Origin of the sequence: Aurantimonas sp. C2-5-R2, from assembly GCF_036549495.1 — a bacterium.
GTDB lineage: Bacteria > Pseudomonadota > Alphaproteobacteria > Rhizobiales > Rhizobiaceae > Aurantimonas > Aurantimonas coralicida_A.
Genome location: NZ_JAZHLJ010000068.1, coordinates 1 through 19579, shown reverse-complemented (window position 1 = coordinate 19579; position 19579 = coordinate 1). Strand labels below are relative to the sequence as shown.

Annotated in this window: 18 protein-coding genes and 4 pseudogenes; 5 read left to right on the top strand and 17 right to left on the bottom strand. The window is 61.8% G+C overall.

All coding sequences use genetic code 11. From position 1 onward, the window contains the following. Both VQ044_RS19860 and VQ044_RS19855 read left to right on the top strand, forming a co-directional pair. A partial coding sequence (locus VQ044_RS19860) for a hypothetical protein (RefSeq protein WP_331827747.1) occupies positions 1-660 on the top strand: 660 nt, incomplete at its 5' end. Next, positions 654-1409 carry a hypothetical protein gene (locus VQ044_RS19855; protein WP_327649149.1) on the top strand — a complete coding sequence of 252 codons (756 nt, stop codon included), beginning with the start codon at positions 654-656 and terminating at the stop codon, positions 1407-1409. The genes VQ044_RS19860 and VQ044_RS19855, both read left to right, overlap by 7 nt. 144 nt (positions 1410-1553) lie before the next feature. On the opposite strand, the gene VQ044_RS19850 is transcribed toward VQ044_RS19855, so the two are convergent. The 10 genes and pseudogenes from VQ044_RS19850 to VQ044_RS19805 all read right to left on the bottom strand — a co-directional run bounded on the left by VQ044_RS19850 (position 1554) and on the right by VQ044_RS19805 (position 9353). Beyond that, positions 1554-1826, bottom strand: coding sequence for a hypothetical protein (locus VQ044_RS19850; protein WP_327649148.1), 273 nt, complete (start codon positions 1824-1826; stop codon positions 1554-1556). Next, positions 1826-3592 carry a DnaB-like helicase C-terminal domain-containing protein gene (locus VQ044_RS19845; protein ID WP_327649146.1) on the bottom strand — a complete coding sequence of 589 codons (1767 nt, stop codon included), beginning with the start codon at positions 3590-3592 and terminating at the stop codon, positions 1826-1828. Before VQ044_RS19845 ends, VQ044_RS19850 begins: the two co-directional genes overlap by 1 nt. 17 nt (positions 3593-3609) lie before the next feature. Beyond that, positions 3610-3987, bottom strand: coding sequence for a hypothetical protein (locus VQ044_RS19840; protein WP_327649145.1), 378 nt, complete (start codon positions 3985-3987; stop codon positions 3610-3612). Continuing rightward, positions 3984-4259 (bottom strand): annotated as a pseudogene (locus VQ044_RS19835) (DUF1376 domain-containing protein); the annotation flags it as partial. The gene VQ044_RS19840 and the pseudogene VQ044_RS19835, both read right to left, overlap by 4 nt. A 199-nt stretch (positions 4260-4458) precedes the next feature. After that, complete coding sequence (locus VQ044_RS19830) at positions 4459-4668, bottom strand: hypothetical protein (protein ID WP_331827746.1); 210 nt, start codon at positions 4666-4668, stop codon at positions 4459-4461. A gap of 75 nt (positions 4669-4743) precedes the next feature. Beyond that, positions 4744-4956 (bottom strand): hypothetical protein, encoded by a 213-nt coding sequence (locus VQ044_RS19825; RefSeq protein ID WP_327649143.1) that lies wholly within the window; start codon positions 4954-4956, stop codon positions 4744-4746. Then, complete coding sequence (locus tag VQ044_RS19820; RefSeq protein WP_327649141.1) at positions 4953-5657, bottom strand: hypothetical protein; 705 nt, start codon at positions 5655-5657, stop codon at positions 4953-4955. Before VQ044_RS19820 ends, VQ044_RS19825 begins: the two co-directional genes overlap by 4 nt. Further along, positions 5657-5953 carry a winged helix domain-containing protein gene (locus VQ044_RS19815; protein ID WP_327649139.1) on the bottom strand — a complete coding sequence of 99 codons (297 nt, stop codon included), beginning with the start codon at positions 5951-5953 and terminating at the stop codon, positions 5657-5659. Before VQ044_RS19815 ends, VQ044_RS19820 begins: the two co-directional genes overlap by 1 nt. A 576-nt stretch (positions 5954-6529) precedes the next feature. Next, on the bottom strand, positions 6530-7960 hold the full coding sequence (locus VQ044_RS19810) for a hypothetical protein (RefSeq protein ID WP_327649137.1): 1431 nt from the start codon (positions 7958-7960) through the stop codon (positions 6530-6532). 100 nt (positions 7961-8060) lie between these two features. Next, positions 8061-9353: a tyrosine-type recombinase/integrase gene (locus tag VQ044_RS19805; protein ID WP_327649135.1), complete on the bottom strand. Its 1293-nt coding sequence runs from the start codon at positions 9351-9353 to the stop codon at positions 8061-8063. Between the two features lie 485 nt (positions 9354-9838). Between VQ044_RS19805 and VQ044_RS19800 the strand changes: the two genes are divergently transcribed. After that, positions 9839-10462 carry a hypothetical protein gene (locus VQ044_RS19800; RefSeq protein ID WP_327625906.1) on the top strand — a complete coding sequence of 208 codons (624 nt, stop codon included), beginning with the start codon at positions 9839-9841 and terminating at the stop codon, positions 10460-10462. Between the two features lie 531 nt (positions 10463-10993). Here the strand turns inward: VQ044_RS19800 and istB are convergent. Then, on the bottom strand, positions 10994-11863 hold the full coding sequence (gene istB / locus VQ044_RS19795; protein WP_327649134.1) for an IS21-like element helper ATPase IstB: 870 nt from the start codon (positions 11861-11863) through the stop codon (positions 10994-10996). Further along, positions 11860-12498 (bottom strand): annotated as a pseudogene (locus VQ044_RS19790) (Mu transposase domain-containing protein); the annotation flags it as partial. The gene istB and the pseudogene VQ044_RS19790, both read right to left, overlap by 4 nt. Positions 12499-12521: 23 nt before the next feature. Between VQ044_RS19790 and VQ044_RS19785 the strand changes: the two are divergent. Then, positions 12522-13313, top strand: a pseudogene (locus tag VQ044_RS19785) (IS256 family transposase); the annotation flags it as partial. Between the two features lie 42 nt (positions 13314-13355). On the opposite strand, the gene VQ044_RS19780 reads toward VQ044_RS19785, so the two are convergent. Beyond that, complete coding sequence (locus VQ044_RS19780) at positions 13356-14747, bottom strand: IS1182 family transposase (RefSeq protein ID WP_327649152.1); 1392 nt, start codon at positions 14745-14747, stop codon at positions 13356-13358. Positions 14748-14806: 59 nt separating this feature from the next. On the opposite strand from VQ044_RS19780, the pseudogene VQ044_RS19775 reads away from it, so the two are divergent. Further along, a pseudogene (locus tag VQ044_RS19775) lies at positions 14807-15271 on the top strand (transposase); the annotation flags it as partial. Positions 15272-15402: 131 nt separating this feature from the next. Here the strand turns inward: VQ044_RS19775 and VQ044_RS19770 are convergent. The 4 genes from VQ044_RS19770 to VQ044_RS19755 form a co-directional block, all read right to left on the bottom strand. Further along, positions 15403-16896: a pyridoxal phosphate-dependent decarboxylase family protein gene (locus tag VQ044_RS19770; RefSeq protein ID WP_327649133.1), complete on the bottom strand. Its 1494-nt coding sequence runs from the start codon at positions 16894-16896 to the stop codon at positions 15403-15405. Between the two features lie 184 nt (positions 16897-17080). Then, positions 17081-18157 carry a PLP-dependent cysteine synthase family protein gene (locus tag VQ044_RS19765; RefSeq protein WP_442880699.1) on the bottom strand — a complete coding sequence of 359 codons (1077 nt, stop codon included), beginning with the start codon at positions 18155-18157 and terminating at the stop codon, positions 17081-17083. Between the two features lie 330 nt (positions 18158-18487). Further along, positions 18488-18886 carry a cupin domain-containing protein gene (locus VQ044_RS19760; protein WP_327650355.1) on the bottom strand — a complete coding sequence of 133 codons (399 nt, stop codon included), beginning with the start codon at positions 18884-18886 and terminating at the stop codon, positions 18488-18490. Positions 18887-18936: 50 nt separating this feature from the next. Then, positions 18937-19194, bottom strand: coding sequence for a hypothetical protein (locus VQ044_RS19755; RefSeq protein WP_327650353.1), 258 nt, complete (start codon positions 19192-19194; stop codon positions 18937-18939). Between the last annotated feature and the right edge of the window lie 385 nt (positions 19195-19579).

The window sequence follows — 19579 nt, the reverse complement described above, 5'->3', positions numbered from 1 at the left end:
ACGTCATTGCTTGGTCAACTTGGCGACGCGCCCACCAAGCCGCAGCTCGACAAGCGCATCTCAGATCCAAAGAGCAACTGTAATGCTAGGAGACTGGAGCACTGGTGCAGTCTGGAATCCGAACCGAAGACGCTGTTCGGATATCCGGAATGGCTGCTCAGGCCGATAGTTCGAACGAAGCCCAAAAAGGGTCGGCCTGGGCCGCGCCCGTTCAACTCCGTACAAGCGCAGCGCATGGAACTGCCAATCGTGCTGGCGGATACGGCTGGAGTGACAATTGAAGGGCTGCGCATCCGAATATCTGCCTGGGAAAACCGTCAGATGGACGACATTACGGCGACGCTAGAGTGTTTGGCTCCCGAGCAATGGGTCTGCATCTCCCGGGTCGATTTCCTGCCGCCAGCACCGCACGGGAACAAACATTGGAAGCGATATCGCCTAGATCCGGAGGTTTTCGGCTCCCATCTACATGCCTGTGCGGACAACGCTCGCATTGGTGGCTCTGCTTTCACGCCGGAGGAGAACCTGCCCAACGCGGTGCCGTTGGTGAGCGAACCTCAATCTTTTAGGGATATCTGTCGCATGCTAGAAGAGGTATGGAACGTGGATGGGCTGCTCACGCTGCCCTCACCCGACTGGAAGGGAGGGCTACTTTGCTGAATGATCTCTCTCTGAGCTCCGTCGCCGAAGAGGTGGCTCGCGCACTAGCTTTTGCGAAATCGAGCAATCAAGGCGCAATGATCGTTACGCCGCTGATCTACCCAGGTGGCGGCCGCGTCGTAGTGCGGATTGCTGAATCCGAGAATGGCTATCTCGTTTCAGATTTTGGCGCGGCTCGACGCGAAGCTGATCTTCTGAACGGCGATCGAATTTTCACGCGGATCGCTCGGCAGGTCGCAATGCGCTTCGATGTTCGGTTCGACAGCGACATGATTTTCGATATCGAGGTGCCCCGACCGGCACTCACGATGGCAACCATGGCAGTGGCGAACGCCGCAAAAGCAGCGGTGCAAGAGACGGCGGAGCGCCTCTCAGAGCGAAAGGCCGACGACCAACGCCGCGCCCTTTGGGACAAGCTTGATAAAGTTTTTCCGAAGTTGGAGGTTGCGCGAGAGGTCACTATTCGAGGCGCGTCTGCCGATTGGATCTTCGACGCATCGCTGATCTCCAATGGCCAACGAGCGGTCTTCGATATGGTCGTTCCGCACAACACCGCGGTTCATAGCGCCGTGTCGAAATTCCTGGATCTCCGCGACATGGGAATTTCGTCGCCACAGCGGATTGCTGTTCTTTCGGACGAGAAGGCAACGCCTCACGTCGCGCTTCTGTCGCGCACTGCGAAAATCATACCGCTCCGGAGCGGAGTAGCTGCATTTAGGAGTGCTGCTATCCAAGCGCGTGCGGCGTGATTCCCAAGACGGATGTATAGCAGCAGCGCGACTTTGCCGCTGCATCGCCCACCGGGCGAAGCAATCATAAAGGACCTACGAAGAGCGGCGCTGTATCCGCGAGAGGCGTAAAGCCGATGGAGGCGCCGATCGGCACGCCATCGGTTACTCAGGAAGCCCGAGAAAGTCCAGATACCGCCGCACTTCCGGAGCCGACCGTTGACCCGACCGCAGCATCTCCAGCGCGGCAAAATCCCCATGCATCGCCATTTCTAGCGCAATGACGCTGACCTGATAGGGGCCGCCGTCCATCGACCTCCGGGCGATGCCGTAGCGCTTAATCCAGCGACGAATGGTCTTGTCGCTCTTCCTCGTATAATCCATCGCCTGCTTGATGCAGAGCATTTCATCGGGGCGCATGAGAACCGGGGCGACCATCAAGCCGCCTCCGCCGATGTGCCGAGACGCGCGTATGTCTGCGGGATTTCCTCGAATCGGCGACAGGCGCCGAGGAATTCGAACTTCACCGTCCCGGGCTCACCGCATCGCGGCTGGAACCGAATCTTCTTCGAGATGACCAGCGTCTGGTTGCGTGCGTAGTCCCGATAGACGACGAGACCGGCATCGGCCTTGTTGCGCCAGTGGGCCGAGCCGGCGAGGTCGTAGAGCGTCGGGATCGGCTCCCGGCTCTCCCCAGGGGCGGCCCTGATTTTGGTCGGGTGAACGATGATCCAGACCGTCACGTCATGGTGCGCGGCGAAGCGTTTGCACTTCGATATGAACTGGCTGATGAATTCGGTCTCCGTCAGCTTTGCCGGCCGGCTGGCCTCGATTTCGTTGTACGGGTCTATGATCAGGTGCCGGACGCCCTGCCGGATGACGGCCGCCTTGGCGCGATCCAGCACCCAGTCGATCGCCGGCGTATGGTCCTTGGCATTGATGAACACGAAACGGTCCCGCACCCACGCCATGGCGTCGGAGAGTTCCTTGGGCGTCATACGCTGCGTCGGTCCTTCGTGAAACGGGAAGCCTGCCCAGATCTCGCAGAGATCCGCGATATGGTTGGCGTCGCCCGTCTCCGGTGAGAAGACCGCCCAGCGGTCGCCGTTCATGCGCGCCGTCTGCACTGCCACCTGATCGAGCCAGCGGCTCTTGCCGTGGTTGGGAATGCCGGTGACGACGATGAACTGTCCCGGCTGATAGCGGAAGGCGCGATCCATCTCGGGGAAGCCCGTAGACTTCGGCTGAGGGCCACGACCGTGGTAGAGGTCCATCACCTCGTCGGCGAATTCCCCGGCGTCGTGAAGGCCATCGATCGGCCACGGCTCGGCGTCGGTCACGCATTGGCGCACCGCGTCGGCGCCGTGATGCTTCAGGGTGTCGTTGGCGTCCTTCTCCTGCACGTCGTCACGGTTCGGAAAGCGCACTCGCCAGCAGCGATCCTTTCCGAGGCGCCGGGCCAATTCGGAGGCCAGCATCTCGCCTGGTCCGTCCATGTCAGTGGCGATATAGACGCGACTGACAGCCTCCAGCGCGTCGGCATGCGTCGCCAGCGGTTCGTATCGCCGGTCGCTGGTCTCGGGCTTCGACGGGGCGCCGTTGGGCAGCGAGACGACGCGCTCGAAGCCTGCCTCGATGAAGCTCAGCACATCGATCTCACCTTCGCAGATGATCAGGTCCTGCCCGACGATGATGCTGTCCGCGTTGTACAGGACCGGCTCCGGGTCCTTCTCCTGGCGGAAGTGCTTCTCCGCCGAGCGGTACTTCACGTTCCGGAGGGCGTCGGCCCACTCGTAGGGGAACGCGATGCAATCCAGTTCGCCATTGGTCTGCGGAAACCAGGAACGGGTCCGGTAGATGCCGGCCGCCGTGACGGTCTCGGCCGAGATGCCGCGACCAGCGAACCATTCCAGCATCCTGTCCGGCCGCTGCGGGTTCTCCACCGGCTCGGGACGGCGGTAGCTGCGAGGGCCGCGAGAACTGTTGACCGGGCGATAATCTCGGCCGCCGGTCGCCCCGGCGAACCCGCAGTGGTGGCAGTTCCAAACCGCCTTGCCCTCCGGCTCCACCGTGACCGAGAGGCAGGGATCCGTCTGCTTGCGCCGCTGATGCGAACACGCCGGGCAGATCGTCTTGTGGGTGCCGGCCGCAGCCGAGCGAAGCTTGATGCCCTGTTCACCGAGGGCGCCGATTACATCGTTCATGGGAATTATCGCGCTCATCAAAACGACTGCCGCATCTGGCGCTCGACCGGATCGGTCGACCACGCCGGTTTGATCGCTTCCCCGATCCAGGGAACCGGGTCCGCCACCCGATCGGCTTCGGCCTGCCTGATCTTGGACAGGACGAGCCGGCAATCGTCACGGGTGGCCTTGAGCCATTTGCCGATGATCGGGCGACAGCGGCTTTCCGGTTTTCCTGTCTGCCGGATGACGGATTTCAGGCCCTCGTCGAAAAGCTGCTTTCGAAGATCCGGCGGCGCCTCTGCGCCCGATCCGACAGGATCGGAATAAGAACCGTTAGGTTCTTCTGGTTCTGGTTCTGAAAAATGCTTAAGCAAAGGGGTGGCATTTGCCAGACCCAGCTCTTTGCTTTTCAAAGCTTTAGCGTGGCCGCCGAGCTTCCGGAGTGGCTCCGTTTTTCACTTTTCGAAACCGCTTTTTGGAACTCCTGCTTCAGGCGCTTCTGGGTCAGCCTGCCCTCGTCAATGACGAAGAAGGCCATGACTTCCGACGCGATGAGGTGCCACCGTTTCAGACTGACATTGGCGATCCTTGCGAGCAGTTTCGGGTCGTTCGGAAGGTCACCACCCTGCCGCCACATCGTCATCAGTAGGAGGAGATATGCGCCGTGTTGCTCGGTCGATAGATGACGCGTGTCACTAAGAGTCCGTTTCGAAACTCACTGCGGCGGGTTCAAAGGCCCCTCGGATGGTCGCTCCGCAATGACATGATACCCGATTTCCGCGGGTTTGGGCGTCCCGGGTGAACCATGGAGGCTGGTCTTGGCAGGGTTTCGAAACGGCCTCTAAGGTAATCGGCGACGTACAATTGCATGAAGGGCAAGCCGCTCATTTGTCGCCTCCAACCCTTGGGGCTGCTTGAGCGGCAAGAGCCTCTTCAACCATACGATCGGCTTCTGCGGCCTCTTCGTCCCAGTCAATCTCATGAAGATCCCATCCGGGACGCGAGCGAATCTCCTGCGTGGTCGCGCGCGCGTAGCTCCGCAGTTGGCCGCGACCGCTTTCTGTCATAGGAAACCGGATGATTGCCGCGCTCATGACCGGCCCCCTTTCTGAAGCCGGCCGACAATCTGCGTGGCTACGTCGCCGATGCTGACGAAGGCGTGCTCGTCGTCATTGGCGGGAGCGCCGGGCAATTCGCCCGGTCCCCCCCTTCCGTGCGTCATTCTCGGAGTTGATCGCATCGGCAATCGCGCCCGCCTGATCGAGATTGACCGTGAACAGCGTGACGCGGCTACCATCAGCGAAACCGAGGCGAACCCATGTCTTTCCGCTGCTCGATACCGGCTCGGCGCTGATCGGATTGTGGAGCTGGATCGAGATCATCGTGCGACTCCCTTCCTGATCCACGTCGGCAAATCGCTGTTCACCGAGCGCATGATGCCCGCGAATTCGCGGTACACTGGCCGATCGGCCACCCAGTCGCGAAACCAGGTCCTGCGGTACGGATGCAGCCACTCGATGCCCGCTTCCGACCATTCGTCATGCGCCGCCAGGGCATAGAACGCCGCCGCTTCGAGGCAGTCGATCTCCGGCTCGGTCAGATGCTCCAGTGCCGAGGTAAGGAGGATCGACATGCTGAAGGCGTGGACGAATTCGAAGCTGTCCGATCCGGCTATCGTCCACGAGCGCGCTTCCTTCGCGCTCCCTTCGATGACATCGAGAAGAGCTTCAGCCCGGCTTGCCCAGTCGGCATGGTCGAGAACCAGAGACACCCAGCTCTCTTTCACCTCGTCGATCTTTGGCTCGCGGGGAATGTCGAGATAGGCTGACTTCGCCGGCTTTGGCAGTGCAACCTTCGGCACCTTGCGCCCGCCGTTCCGCCACAGGACATCGAGCTTCATGGACTGGCCGTTGCCGGTGCCGAGTTCGGCACGGCAGCGAGCGCGGTCCTTCGAATTGTGGATGCCCGCCATATCCATGCAGCCATCCGTATCGTGGAAGAACTCCCCCGGATGATTCGGGGAAGCGAAGACGGCGATGGGCTTGCCGTAGGGGCCCGGGATGTTTCCGAGAGGCTCGACCATCAGGCGGCCTCCTCGATCTGATCCTGAATGATCTGGACCTCAGACCGCAGGACGTAGCGGGCGTGGTGGCCGGGGAACGCTCCCCCATGAGCTTCATCGATAGTCTCGATGACGAACCCCATGCCCCTCAGGCGGTAAATGTAGTGTGCGACACGGGGCGCGGGGTACTCGATGGTCGTCAGGCCATGCTCGCCGGCAGCGAGCAACTTTTCCAGGGTATCGGCATTGCGGCCGACGATGGTGATGGGCGCGCCATCAGGAAGAAGACGAGCGCGGATATGGTAGCGACAGGTCATCGGCTAGACCTCCCGTGCGGATTTCCGAAGCAATGCTCTGCGACCACACGAGCCATTGCAGGCGCGACGCGGTAGCGGGCACGGACCCATTCGGATTGATGTTCAGAGGATACGGTGCTATCTGAATAGTTGTCCCGGCTAAGAGACAAACTTTCAGAAGCCCGTCGCCCCAAGCGGCGGGTTTCTACTATGTTGGACATGGCTCAGGCCGCCTCCCTCGTTTCGGAGGTCGAGCGGACACGAGGGCCGAGCTTACCGCCCGCCCATTCGTCCAAGTCTGCAGTCGCGTAGAGGGGGAAGGGTCCGGCTTTGCGGAATGCCGGGCCGCCGCCGATAACGGCCAGCTTCGCCAGCGTCTTCGGGCTGCAGGGGATTCCGAAAGTGTCGGTTACGTATGATGCCGCCTCAGTACGGCGGAGTAGTCTCTGCTGGGTGCCGTTGTCGGCCATGGTCTATTCTCCAAGCAAGTCGGCGCAATGCCGGGGTGCGTGGAGAATTTGCGACCTATCAAACTCCCGATAAATAGCTAGGAATTTCGGGAGTTCATTTCATTTCGGGAGCAATTTCGGGAGCCGGTTATGCAGAGGATTTCGCAAGATTGAATAGACTGCGCAATTCCGATTCATTGAGTAACGTCTTACTTGTAATTTGTGCGGCATGAGGATGTGTCGCTTTCAGCCATTCGGACAGATCTTCGCAGAATTTGGTGCGGGTATCTCCCACCTCTCCGTTTGCTATCCGCCTTTTGGCCTCCGCCATCCACAGATGCTTCGATGTCGGGCGCCCTGGCAATCCTGTTTGGTAGATGGGCTCAGAGGTAGAGGTTGCGAGCTTCGCTTCCTCGGCAGCCGCCGCTTGCACGACCTCGGCTAGGGCGGGCACCGGCCATCGCGCTCGCACGTCGCCTTTCTCCACCATGAGGCGGACCCAAAACTCATGCGAGCGGTTCATCAACGCATCGTAAAAGCCGCTTCGCCAGTGCTCATCGTCGATATAGGGATATGACCGAAGATAAAGGTCTTCCGACATGATCATGTCCAGCGGTGCGTCGCTGAAAGGGTAGTCCACCCGGCAGCCTGCGAAATGGTAGCCGGGCACGGGCTCGCGGACCCCGGCTCGTGTGCCCACCACGCGGACTCCTTCGGAGGCTATGGCCGAAAGCAGCAGGTCGTAAGCGTGCGCCCACCTCGATTCGTCGGCGGGATCGAACTGCACCCCCCCACCCTCGGTCGCAATCCACTGAGCTGCGCAAACCAGCGGCATGAACCCGTCGCCATCGGGGTGGACCGTCGGCGGCAACCGCTCAACGCGTTCGACGGGTCTTCGCCAGAAGCCACGCACAGCGACTGAAGGCACGAGAACGTCGCGGTATCCGGTCGACATCATGCCCCGTCGCACCTCGTCGGCTTCGCCTCTACCCTCCACCGCGACTAGTTCATGCCACTCCAAACCCGGTATCTCGACGCGACGGTTAGTTTCAGTGTCAATGCCGCTCGCCGTAAAGAAACCTTCCCGAAGCGCAATCCAGAGTGCTTCCTGCGCTTCGCGGATGGACATGTTGAGTGCTTCCTCGCCTTCAGCGCGGTCAATGGCGGCACTGATACCCAGCAAGGCAAGTGTCGGTTTTGATCGCTGCTCAAGGTGCCATCCTTCATAGATCGGCCCGTCAAGTCCCCGCCGACAGCGCTGCCAGAGCCAATCGAAGCACTCCGCTCGATAAAGTGCCGACCACTCGCGCACCTCGTTGAGGTCGAGATAGGCTATCCAGGCCACCGCCATGGGCAGCGTCCAGTGCGTCTGGGCCTCGGGTCGATAATCATCGGCACCAGGCTGGCGCGACAGGCTGCCAAGGCCGAGGCGGATCGCTTCGGCGTCTGCCTCTTCACCGGTGATTTCACCTAACTTGGCACGCTCGAAAAGCTCCTTGAGCCGGCCTTGATCGTCCATGACCTCTTTCTCTCTGTCCCTTTCGGAGTTGCCTTCTTCGTCGTCATCCTCGACGCTCATCATCTCCAGAAGGCCCCCCGAAGGCGCTAACTTTCCCGGGGGGCGTGCGCTCCTCGGGTTTGGGTGTGGGCAATTCCGCGGCGGTCGCGAACATTCCGATTCAGGCGTCTTTCTTCAGGCCAATCACTTCGGCGGACCTCTTTCCTGAGAGCGCTGCCGCGATTGGCCCTACGGCGCGGCCTGCAGCCTGCGTGGCGGGGTCGAATTGGACATGCGCATAGATCGAGGTCGAGCGGGCGTTGCTGTGGCCCAGGATGGCGCCTGTCATTGCCAGCGTCTCGCCTGTCGATACGGCCGCAGATCCGAGAGTATGCCGAAGTGTCTGGGGCGTGACACCCGGCAGCTTCGCCAGTTCGACCACTTTCGGCCAAATCCGCTTCGTTCCCTGGAAATGTCCTGCCCCGCTGGACGCCGGGAAGACGAAGGGCGAATTGCCGTAGCGAGGAAGGGCGGAAAGCATCGCCAAGGCTGGAGCGGCAAGTGGCCGGACGCTGGCCCCTGTCTTGCTGTCCGCCAGAGCAAGGCAGGACCGCTGAAAATCGACCTCTGCCCATTTCAGGCCGGCGATTTCATCCCGTCGGCACCCGGTGAGCGCCCAAAGGCGGCAGATGTCCAAGGCTTTCGGATTGATGCCTTGTCCCTCCAGGATCTCCAGCGCCTGCCCGAGCCGCCCGACCTCTTCGATAGAGAGATACCGAGTGCGCCGATTGTCTGTCTTACGGATGGAGGCAGTTGCGAAGGGATTTTCGGTCACGAGACGCCGCCGGACTGCGAAGGAAAAGACGGCAGACAAATCCCGCGCCACCTTTCGCGCTGCCCCCTCGCCGCCTCGAACGATGATCCGCTGCCGAGGACCGATCTTTTCGTCGCTGGCGGTCTTCCCCTTCCCAATGTCGCGAACCATCCGTTCAATGTCGGTAGAGCTGATCTCCGTGATGCGTCTAGTGCCGAGCAGCGGGACCACATGATTGCGGAGGCGCCCGAGGGTGTAAGCCTTCGTCGTCGGCTTCATCGCCTCGCCCTGGCGCATGCCACGCTGGACGTAGCAGCCCTCCTCCTCATACAGGTCGATCAGATCAACGATCCGAAGCTCCTTACGCTTGTCCGCCCGGTCCCGAGCGGGATCGTTTCCCTTGCTCGCGGCGGTGAGAATATCCCGCGCCTTCCTCCTGGCTTCGTCGGGCGTGAGGCTCTGAACACTCCCGAGCGCCATCCGCCGCTTCGTCACGCTGCGCCCGCCAGGAAAGGGACGATATTCGACCTGCCACGTCTTCACACCGGTTGCCGATATCCGAACCGCAAATCCCTTCAAATCGGCGTCGTAAACGATGAACGCCTTGTCCTTCGCGGCCAGTCCGTCTACCGCCCGTTTCGTGAGCTTGGTCGTTGCCATGTCGCCACCGTGTCGCCACCGGCAAGGCATCTTCAGTCATCGCCGGTAATTCAAGGAAAGCGTAACATGCGGAAATAACTGACGGAAGGGGCATCGTGGAAATGCCGGGTAATCCCTGGAAAACTCAGATGCCAACCTTGCCAAGGTTGGGGTCGTGGGTTCGAATCCCATCGCCCGCTCCAATTTTCTCCCTAGTGATTGAGAATCCAGAACGTTATTTTAGCGAGCCAATGGCGTTCGGCCATAGCTGAAATCAATCCCGCACCGGGCGCTGATTCCCTCTTCCAGGGGTTGCGCCCCCTCCTCTTTCATAGCCTGCGGCGACAGACCGCGCGGACGTCATGGGACAGCTCGATCCGGACCAGAAACGGCGCCTCGACCCCGTTCCATGCGGTCGCCATCCGGCTGCCCGCACACGACATTTTGATCCCAGAGCTGGACCACGTGCCGTACTCTCTCTCCAAGGCACCTTGGAGGAGGAAACCATGGCGCGTTCGTCCGTATTGTTTGCCGCCACTCTTGTAGCAGGGACCCTTGTCGGTCCCGCCATGGCTCAAGACAGTCCAATGAGCTTCTTCGTCACCAGTCAGGGGCCGGGCGACGGCGCCAATCTCGGCGGCCTGGAAGGAGCGGACGCCCACTGCACCAGCCTCGCGGAAGCTGCCGGCGTCACCGGAAAAACCTGGGCGGCCTATCTGAGCACCAGCGACACCGACGCCCGTGATCGCATCGGCGGCGGGCCTTGGGTCAACGCGAAAGGCGAAACCATCGCCGACAGCCTCGACGCGCTGCACAGCGACGCGAACGCCATCACCAAGGCGACCGCGCTGAACGAGAGCGGCGAATTGGTCAATGGCCGCGGCGATCAGCCGAACCGCCATGATATCCTCACGGGCTCGCTCCCGGACGGCACCGCGCACGAAGCGACTTGCGAGAATTGGACGTCGAGCGGCGAAGGCAGCGCGATGGTCGGCCATCATGATCGCATGGGGCTCGACGAGTCCGCCGAGGCCAAATCCTGGAACTCGTCGCATCCCTCGCGCGGTTGCGGACAAGAGGCGTTGCAAGGCACCGGCGGAGACGGCTTGCTCTACTGCTTCGCGAAATAGCTAAGGCAAGAGCGGCGGAAAGTCGCGATGACATCCAAGCTGCTCTCGCGTGAATCGCCGCGCAAAGGTTTCAGACGCAGGATTCGGACATAAAAGCGGAAAATGGTAGCGGAGGAGCGTTGCCGCCATTACAGTGCTATGACTAAATTCGTTTGCTGAGCTACATTTGCTTGGTCACGAGAACTTTTAGGTTCGAGTCCTGCCCCCGGACAGGTTCCATCATCAATTGCTGATCACGCAAATATAACAAGCATTTAGGCCGCTCTCTGGACGGTCGCTTTGCGTTCTATTCCGTTGACGAACTCGACATTGAGACGGGAGATGCCAGCGACGGATGTGGCGAAGACGGACGATGGTTGAACCTGTCTGCGCCCTATGCGGGCTTTGGCTCCGGCATTGGGATCAGCTTGGCCATCTTCCTCAGGTTCTGAGCGGTGGCTGCGAGATGGAACTCGTCTCGGGCCCCGCATGGCTGTCAATGCCGCGTGAATTCCCCAAAAGCGCCGAAGTAAAATTTCCCAATTCCGCCGGTCAGCTCGCTGTGGCGAAGGGGTCGAGCCGAGGCGGTCGCCCGCGACGGCGCGGCTGGGCTTGTAGCGGCGGAGCGATGATGGCCTTCGAGCGGACGTGCTCGGGCATGAGCTCGGCGTGCGGGCGAAGCCGATAGCTTGATCCCTCGATCTGAACGACGACGGCGTGATGCAGCAGGCGATCGAGGAGCGCGGTGGCGATGACCGGATCGCCGAAGACGTCGCCCCATTCGGCAAAGCCGCGATTGGACGTCAGGATCATCGCGCCCCGTTCATAGCGGGCGTTGACCAGTTGGAAGAAGAGGTTGCCGCCGCCGGCCCCGACCGGCAGGTAGCCGATCTCGTCGACGACCAAGAGTGATGGGCGGCAGAAGAAGCGGATTTTCTCCTGGAGCCGGCCTTCGCGTTCGGCGCGGCCTAGCGCCGCGATTAGCTCGGCGAGCGTGGAGAAATAGACGCTCTTCCCGGCCTTGACGGCCTCGACGCCAAGGGCGGTCGCCAGATGGCTTTTCCCGGCCCCGGGTGGCCCGAGAAAGTGGACGACCTCGCAGCGTTCGATGAAGCCGAGCTGAGCGAGCGTGAAGATGCGGTCCCGGTCGAGCGATGGCTGGAATGAGAAGTCGAAGCCAGTCAGCGTCTTGATTGTCGCCAGGCGGCCCATTCTGAGGGCCGTCTTGATCCGGCTGTTCTCGCGAAGGGTCAGCTCTTCGGCCAACAGAGTGTCGATCGCCTCGAGGGCCGTGATCTCGCCCTGTTCCAGCCGGCGCACGAGATGGTCGAGGGCCTCCAGCGCCCGCGGCATCTTCAGCCCGACGAGATCGTGGCGGATGCGGTCGATCGTCGATGGCGTCTGGTCGAGCGAAGCGGTCATGACCGGCCTGCCTGCGCCAGCACTTGGGCGACGGCGTCGTAGAATGCGAGTGAACGTTGCGCGACGACATCGCCGGTGCCGCGCACCACGATAGCCTCGCCGGATCCCTGCAATCGTCTTCGAGGCGGATGCCCGCGATGACCGGGCGCCACCCGGCGCTGCTTGCGGCCCTCAAGGATCGGATGTGTCGCGATTAGCACGCTGTCCTCGAAGATATGGACCTCGCCGGCAAGCTTGTGAACCTCGACAATCCGCCGGCGCGTGGCGTCAGGAACGCTGTAGAGGTTGCCGTCGACACTGACCATGCCGTCCCGGCTGAGGCGGCGCTCCAGCTTGAGGACCGATCGGAACGGCGCGACCGGCAGCGGCCGCAAACAGGGCCGTTTCTCGGCGAACGCCTCGCCGACGACGCGCTGGGTCGTGGCATGCACCCGGCAGTTGGCGACGGTATCGAGCCAATGGGCCAGTTGCCGGTTCAGATCGTCGAGATTGCGGAACGAGCGCGCCAGGAAGAAGTCTTCCCGGATATATCGGAACGGCCGCTCCACCTCGCCCTTCGTCTGAGCCCGATATGGCCGGCAAGCTTTGGGGTGATAGCTGTAGTGACGAGCGAGAGCAACGAGCGCCCGGTTATAACCTGACCGACACGGAGACCCCGATGACCGATACGGCCATGCCGCTGATTGAGCTTCTTCGGAAGCATGACGAGGGAGATTTTCTGCGCACCGTGAGCGAAGCCGTCCTCCAGCTTTTGATGGAACACGATGTCGAGGGCCAGATCGGCGCCGGACGGCACGAGCGGTCCGATGGCCGGCTGACCTATCGCAATGGGTATCGCGACCGCGAGCTAAAGACGCGGCTTGGATCGTTGAACCTTCGCGTGCCGAAGCTGCGGCAGGGCTCGTATTTTCCCGGCTTCCTGGAACCGCGCCAGACGTCCGAGAAGGCTTTGGTCGCCGTCATTCAGGAGGCGTGGATCAACGGTGTCTCGACCCGGCGCGTCGATGATCTCGTGCAGGCGATGGGCCTGGCGGGGATTTCCAAGAGCACGGTATCGAAGCTGTGCAAGGAGATCGACGAGCGGGTCGGCGAATTCCTCGATCGCCCGCTGACCGGCGAATGGCCCTATATCTGGCTGGACGCGACCTATCTGAAGGTCCGTCAGGGCGGGCGCATCGTCTCCGTTGCCGCGATAATCGCCGTCGCGGTCAATACGGGCGGACGGCGCGAGATCATTGGCCTGGCGATCGGCCCGTCGGAGGCCGAGACCTTCTGGACCGATTTCCTGCGTTCGCTGAAGAGCCGCGGCCTTGCCGGCGTGAAGCTGGTGATCTCCGATGCCCATACCGGCCTCAAGGCGGCGATCGCCCGGGTCTTCAACGCGACCTGGCAGAGATGCCGGGTGGGCCTGTTGAAGAAGTCGGTTTCTGCCGCCTCTACGGCAAAAGAGGCGTCTGATGGCAGCTTGGGAGGCCCGCGGCGCCGGATTCGATCAGATCGGAGCGACTCGGCGTTCAAGGTTCGCGGTAACGATGCGCGGGGCGCCCAACAAACGAAGAATTTGCCTGAACAGAGCGGCGGCGAGCCGCTTCAGGTTGATAGCCGCGGCCGTCAGATAAGCTTGGATCTTCATGTTCGAGAGCCCGCGCCGAATGGCCCGAGCCAAACCGTGCCAGGTCTTGGCTTCGCCATGGAATCCTTCAGATCTCCAACGATGGCGCTGATAAAGGCGTTTATCTTCCTCACCCCATCTCTCGCGCCGCCGCCGAGCCCGTAGCAGAGCGGGATAATCCTCGCCGACGACGACCGCTTTGTTCACCCGGCCTTTCGAAAGGCACAACGATGCAAGGTCGCAGCCCCGACAATCGGCGGCTCGGGACGTGAAGAAGCGTCCGTGTTTGATGGCCCTGCCTGCCTTCAGAATTTTTCCCCGCGGGCACTTCAAAACGTGATGCTTGGCATCGTATCGAAAACGACGCATCGGGACCTTGCTGCGGATCGGTTCGGCTTTGGTCGGAATGACGGCGGTGATGCTGCGGCGCTCAAGACCGCCGAATACCTTCGCATAAGCATAGCCGGCGTCGGCCGTCGCAACCTCGATCGCCACGCCGGTCGTTTCCGCCACCACGTCCAGCCGGCTCAGGATTTCCTTCCCTTCGTTGACCTCTCCCGTCGTCACCTCGACATCGAGAATGACACCGCAGACATCGTCGACGACGCCATGCTGCTTGTAGCTCGGTTCCAGTCGCCGATTGCGCCCGTTGGTCGCCATGCTGGCGTCGGGGTCGGTGACGCAGACCTTCTTGTATTTGCCCGACTTGCGCGATCTCTTCGCGGTCATTTCGGCGTCCTTTGCAATGTCGTCCTGATCGTCATTTTCGGCTCTCACGCTATCGAGGTGGCGCACCGCCAAGCTTTCCCAGCTGACGTCCGCCCGGATCAGCGAGGCATCGACATGAACCACCTCACCCTTGGCGATCCCGGCGGCGACACAGACCTCGACCGTGCGCTCGAAGATGCGGCGGAAGCGCTCCGCACCCCAGCGCTGGCGAATGCGGGTCAGCGAAGAATGATGGGGCAATGCTTCATGCAAACCGAAGCCAACGAACCAGCGGATCGCGAGATTGACCTGTGCCTCGCGCATCAAACGACGGTCATGAACGATGCCGAGCAGGAAGCCGGCAAGCATCAGGCGAACGGCAACCTCCGGGTCGATCCCCGGCCGTCCGAATTCGGCTGAGTAACAATCCGCAACCGCCTCACGCATCCACGAGAGATCAAGAACCCGATCGACCCGGACGAGAATGTGATCGTCCGGAAGCAGCTCCCGAAGCGAGCCGCACATATAGAGCTCAAGCTGATCGCGTTCCTTCCGACCCAACATCGAATGCCGCCTCCGATGACCATCGTCTTCGGGAAAGAGAATCACCAATCGTCGACTTCTTCAACAGGCCCAGGGTTCACTTTCAAAGAAACGCGCTGGCCCATGCCGGCAAGAGCAGCCGGCGCGTCGTCGCTGCCTTTATCGCCACTGCCTTCGCACAGAACGACCATGCCAACGCCAGCAAGCAATGGCGCCATGTCGCCGACCAGATGCGCGGCAAGTTGCCGAAACTGGCCAGTCTCATGGATGACGCGGAGGAGGATGTCCTCGCCTACATGACTTTCCCGCCGCAGCACCGCGCGAAATTACACAGCACAAATCCGATCGAGCGGCTCAACGGCGAGATCAAGCGGCGCACCGACGTCGTTGGCATCTTTCCGAACGAGAAAGCAATCACCCGGCTCGTCGGCGCTATCCTTATGGAGCAGAACGAGGAATGGGCCGTCCAGCGCTCGCGCTACATGACACTGGAAACGCTGGCTCCCGTCTGCGATGATCCCATCATCAGCCTGCCTGCTGCATGATGGGCTGAGCTGCTCGTCGCTGCCGCGATCCGCGAGGCCAGACGTCAGCTACACCACGCACCGGGACACGACCACAGCGTCGCCTGCATTGATCCATTCGTCCTTGTTCGGAGACCCACAGCGCGTGAAGTTCAGGGGCGTTCAAGAACGGCCTCGCCAATCAGCGCCGCCCCCTGGCGTCCAACCTCGTCGATGAGGATATTCAGATCTGCGCGGGTCGTTCGGTGATTGTTGATTGCGGCGCGCAGGCAATGGCGGCCTTGCACCGTCGTGTCGGATACCGCAGCAACGCCAGCTTCCTGCATCCGAACCATGATTTCGGTGTTCAGCTTCTTGAGTGCCGGCTCGGGCAGCCCACCCGGGTCGTATCGAAAGCAGACGATGTTGATGGCGGTCGGAAAACAGATGCTGAGATCGGGGGTGGCTGTGATCCGTTCCGTCAGATAGTGCGCATGGGCGAGATCCTGATCGATCAGGCGGCCAAATTTGGCGACGCCATGTTCCTCAAGCGCCATCCACACCTTGAGCGCACGAAACCCGCGCGATGTCTGAAGGCCGAAGTCGTTCAACCAGGCCCCTGAAGCGATGCCGCGCGGTGCGTTTTCCAGATACTCCGGCGTCAGCGTGAAGCTCCCGAAATGTGCATCGGCATCCCGGACCAGGGCGCAGCCCACCTCAAACGGGGCGTGGAGCCATTTGTGCGGGTCGAGCGCGATGGAATCGGCCCGCGCGATCCCGCGCACCAGCGCCTTCCCCTCGGGCGCGATGGCAAGAAGCGCGCCGATGCAGCCGTCCACATGCAGCCACAGCCCGTCTTCGGCGCAGAGATCTGCAATCGCCTCCAGATCGTCGATAGCACCGGTATTGACCGTGCCAGCGGTCGCGATCACGCAGGCGGGCTGGGCCCCTGCCGCCCTGTCTTCGGCGATGGCGGTGCGAAGGGCTGAAACGTCCATCCGGCAGGCCGCGTCCGTGGGTACGCGGCAGAGCGCCCGGTTGCCCATCCCCATCGCCTCGAGGGCGATCTGGTGACACGAGTGGATCTGGTCGGAGCCGTAGAACCGCATGGGTTCCTTCAGCGCACCCACGCCCAGTTCGCGCAGGTCGATACCGGACATCCGGTTGCGCGCCACGGTCAACCCGATCAGGTTGGCCATCGACCCGCCCGAGACCAGCGTGCCGCTGGCCTCGGGCGGGTAGCCCATCATCTCCTTCAACCAATTGACGACCTGCTTGTCGATCTCCGCAGCGGCATGATCGCCTCCGCCCAGATTCGAGCCAAGAATGGCTGCAAGGAAGTCTCCCAGCGCGCCAGTGAAGTTGCTCGCCCCCATGTACCACATCCAGAAGCGCGGATGGATGTTGCCCATCGGGTAGGGCAGCATGTTTGTGACGAGATCGTCGTAGACCTCCGCCAGCGGCCGGCCCTCCTGCGGCACCGGGCTGCGGAACCGTGCGCGTACCTCGGGCGGCATGTCCTGCCAAAGAGGGCGTTCGCGAACGTCGCGGATATAGTCGACCGCGTCGTCAACGACGCGTCGGGCAAGGACGCGGAGCACTTCCCAATCCGCAGGGTCGAGGGTTTCCTCCCGGGCAGACTTCGCTTCTTTCGCGATCGTATCCATTGCTCGTTTCCCAAGCTGAAATATGTCGCCCACATGGGTGACCATCAGGACGCCTCAGGACCGCCGCACCACCAGCGTCGCCGCAATAGGCGGCAATGCGTCGCCCGACACGGTACGCGCGTCGCTGATCGCCTCGCCGCCGGCCGCCTCGTGGGTAAGCACGCACCCGGCCGCCCGTCGCCGTCTACTCGGCGGCCATCTGGAAACCGGGGGTCGAACGCGACAACGCCGTTTCTTCCTCGGTCATATCCTCGGGGATCGACTCGAACAGCGGCGTTGACATGTAGCGTTCGCCCGTGTCGGGCAGCATGCAGAGGATGACGGTCCCCGGCTCGGCCCGTTCGGCGATCTTCATGGCGACGGCAAAGGTCGAGCCGCCCGAGACGCCTGTCAGGATGCCTTCCCGCCGCGCGAGTTTCTGCGCCCAGGCAATGCCGTCGGGGCCGGCCACGGGTATCAGCTCGTCATAAAGCCCGTCGTCCACCGCTTCCTGCAGAACGTGGGGAATGAAGTCAGGGGTCCAGCCCTGGATCGGGTGCGGCTGGAAAGCGGGGTGGCTTTCCGCGGGCGAGTGATCGGAATTTCGCGCCTGCGCGTGGCCGCTGCCCAGAAGCTGCGCATTGGCGGGTTCCGACAGGACGATCTTCGTCTCCGGCCGCTCGCGGCGTAAAACGCGACCAACGCCCGTCACCGTGCCGCCCGTGCCGTAGCCGGTGACCCAGTAATCCAGCCGCTCGCCGGCAAAATCGGCGAGTATCTCGCGGGCGGTCGTGTTCTCGTGGATGCGGGCGTTGGCCTCGGTCTCGAACTGGCGGGCAAGGAACCAGCCGTTCGCTTCGGCCAGTTCCACAGCCTTGCGATACATGCCGACGCCCTTTTCCGCACGAGGTGTGAGCACGACCTTTGCACCCATCATCCGCATCAGCTTGCGGCGCTCGACCGAAAAGCTGTCGGCCATCGTCACCACCAGCGGATAGCCCTTCGCCGCGCAAACCATGGCCAGCCCGATGCCGGTGTTGCCCGACGTCGCCTCGACCACCGTCTGGCCCGGGCTAAGGCTTCCGTCCTGCTCAGCCTCCTCGATGATGCTGAGCGCCAGTCGGTCTTTGACCGACCCGGCCGGGTTGAAGGCCTCGACCTTCACGTAGATATCTACCCCGGCTGGCGCGAGTGAATTGATCCAAATTGCAGGAGTGTCTCCGATGGTTTCGAGGACGCTGGCGAAAAGCTTGCCGCGTCCCTGCGTTGTGCGTCTCGTCATGGCGTCCATTGATTTTCTCCGTTTCCTAAAAGGATCTGCGGTATTTTGTGCGTGTTCACGCCGCTAATGTGTGTCGTTGGAAACCGCCGTTGCGTGGTGGCTATGGGCGAGACCTTCGGGGCTTTCTGAAAGGGCATGCCGCTGTACCGGTCCGAGCGGCCGATCAATGCTGATGTTTAAACGGCGCGAACAAGATCAGTTCGACCCAAAGCGTGAATTGCGGGCTATTCGCTCCAGAATTGTTGACAACGTGCATGCAAGATTATTCCCATGGTTGGCCCGCTCAGGGGCCGTCCAGCGGTTGTCTGCCGCCGCCCGGTTCCGCGGCTATTACTGAAGGAACTCGGACTTCGGAGGGCTGATCTGAAAAACGATTACCTCAACCGGCTCGTCGCTTTCATTGATCACCCGCATCGGAGAATTCAAGGGCTCGGCAATTGCTTCCCCGGCAGCGACCTGGCGCCGTTCCTGCCCTTCGAGCTCCATCGTCAGCGTCCCCTTTGCGATGTAGAGGTAAACCGGTGACGGATGGGTATGCCAGGCGGCGATCGTTCGCGGTTCGATCATCGCACGGACCACCCGCACTTCCAGCTCTCCTTCCGGCATATCCAGTGGATGCGCCAGCACCTGACTCAGCTCTGAGGCTGGGCGGTCGATCTCGGTCATTTCGGTCTGGGCGAAGGCGGCTCCAGAAATCAGGATCACCGCACATGTCAAAGCGCGTATCATGTTAATCTCCAAGGGTTTTCAGGGTGATTCAAGCCGAAGTGAGTGGCCCGTCAGTGTTGGTGCTCGGGCGGCGCGAACAGGATCATCTCGACCCGGTCGGCGCCTTCGACGTAGGCGTCATGCCCCGGCGGGATTTCGAAGAAGTCGCCCGTGCTGATGCGCGTCTCGATGCCCGTGTCGATCATGCGAACCACGAGCCGGCCCGTGATGCAGTAGCCGGTGTGCCGCATGGGGCAGGAGACGGGCGAGCCGAGCAGCGGCTTCTCGTCGGCCTCCCAAGTCCACCCGGGTTCGAAGATCGCATGCATTCCTGCGCTGCCATCGGCCATCTTGACGATGGAGATGCCCCCGCGATGTTTCATGTCCAGGAGTTGATCAGGCGTTTCGAACCGTCTTGTTTCTATCGCATTTTCTTGCATCGTTCTCTCCGTTCCCCTTTTGGCTCTTCCGAAGCCAGCGCAATTGTACTCGGTGAACCTAGGGTATTCGCTTCGGCAAAGCATGACGGAGTTCTGGAGATTTCCTGTAGAAGCCGATGATTGTGCTGTATGTTCGCGCATAACAGGGACTTGGAGATTTCCCAGTCGACGCGGAGCGAGTTCAGCTTAGAGCCTGAGCGAAAAGGAGTTGAGCGATATCAGCAGGTTGTGATTCCCCTACGTTGTCGAGACGATGGGGAATCGAGATGGCCTG

Coding starts and splice junctions, on each gene's coding strand:
- VQ044_RS19850 (WP_327649148.1), bottom strand. CDS start 1,826: ATGGTCGCCCCGGTTCTCATGCGCCCCGATGAAATGCTCTGCATCAAG.
- VQ044_RS19845 (WP_327649146.1), bottom strand. CDS start 3,592: ATGAACGATGTAATCGGCGCCCTCGGTGAACAGGGCATCAAGCTTCGC.
- VQ044_RS19830 (WP_331827746.1), bottom strand. CDS start 4,668: ATGAGCGCGGCAATCATCCGGTTTCCTATGACAGAAAGCGGTCGCGGC.
- VQ044_RS19825 (WP_327649143.1), bottom strand. CDS start 4,956: ATGATCTCGATCCAGCTCCACAATCCGATCAGCGCCGAGCCGGTATCG.
- VQ044_RS19820 (WP_327649141.1), bottom strand. CDS start 5,657: ATGGTCGAGCCTCTCGGAAACATCCCGGGCCCCTACGGCAAGCCCATC.
- VQ044_RS19815 (WP_327649139.1), bottom strand. CDS start 5,953: ATGACCTGTCGCTACCATATCCGCGCTCGTCTTCTTCCTGATGGCGCG.
- VQ044_RS19810 (WP_327649137.1), bottom strand. CDS start 7,960: ATGAGCGTCGAGGATGACGACGAAGAAGGCAACTCCGAAAGGGACAGA.
- VQ044_RS19805 (WP_327649135.1), bottom strand. CDS start 9,353: ATGGCAACGACCAAGCTCACGAAACGGGCGGTAGACGGACTGGCCGCG.
- VQ044_RS19800 (WP_327625906.1), top strand. CDS start 9,839: ATGGCGCGTTCGTCCGTATTGTTTGCCGCCACTCTTGTAGCAGGGACC.
- istB (WP_327649134.1), bottom strand. CDS start 11,863: ATGACCGCTTCGCTCGACCAGACGCCATCGACGATCGACCGCATCCGC.
- VQ044_RS19780 (WP_327649152.1), bottom strand. CDS start 14,747: ATGTTGGGTCGGAAGGAACGCGATCAGCTTGAGCTCTATATGTGCGGC.
- VQ044_RS19770 (WP_327649133.1), bottom strand. CDS start 16,896: ATGGATACGATCGCGAAAGAAGCGAAGTCTGCCCGGGAGGAAACCCTC.
- VQ044_RS19765 (WP_442880699.1), bottom strand. CDS start 18,157: ATGACGAGACGCACAACGCAGGGACGCGGCAAGCTTTTCGCCAGCGTC.
- VQ044_RS19760 (WP_327650355.1), bottom strand. CDS start 18,886: ATGATACGCGCTTTGACATGTGCGGTGATCCTGATTTCTGGAGCCGCC.
- VQ044_RS19755 (WP_327650353.1), bottom strand. CDS start 19,194: ATGCATGCGATCTTCGAACCCGGGTGGACTTGGGAGGCCGACGAGAAG.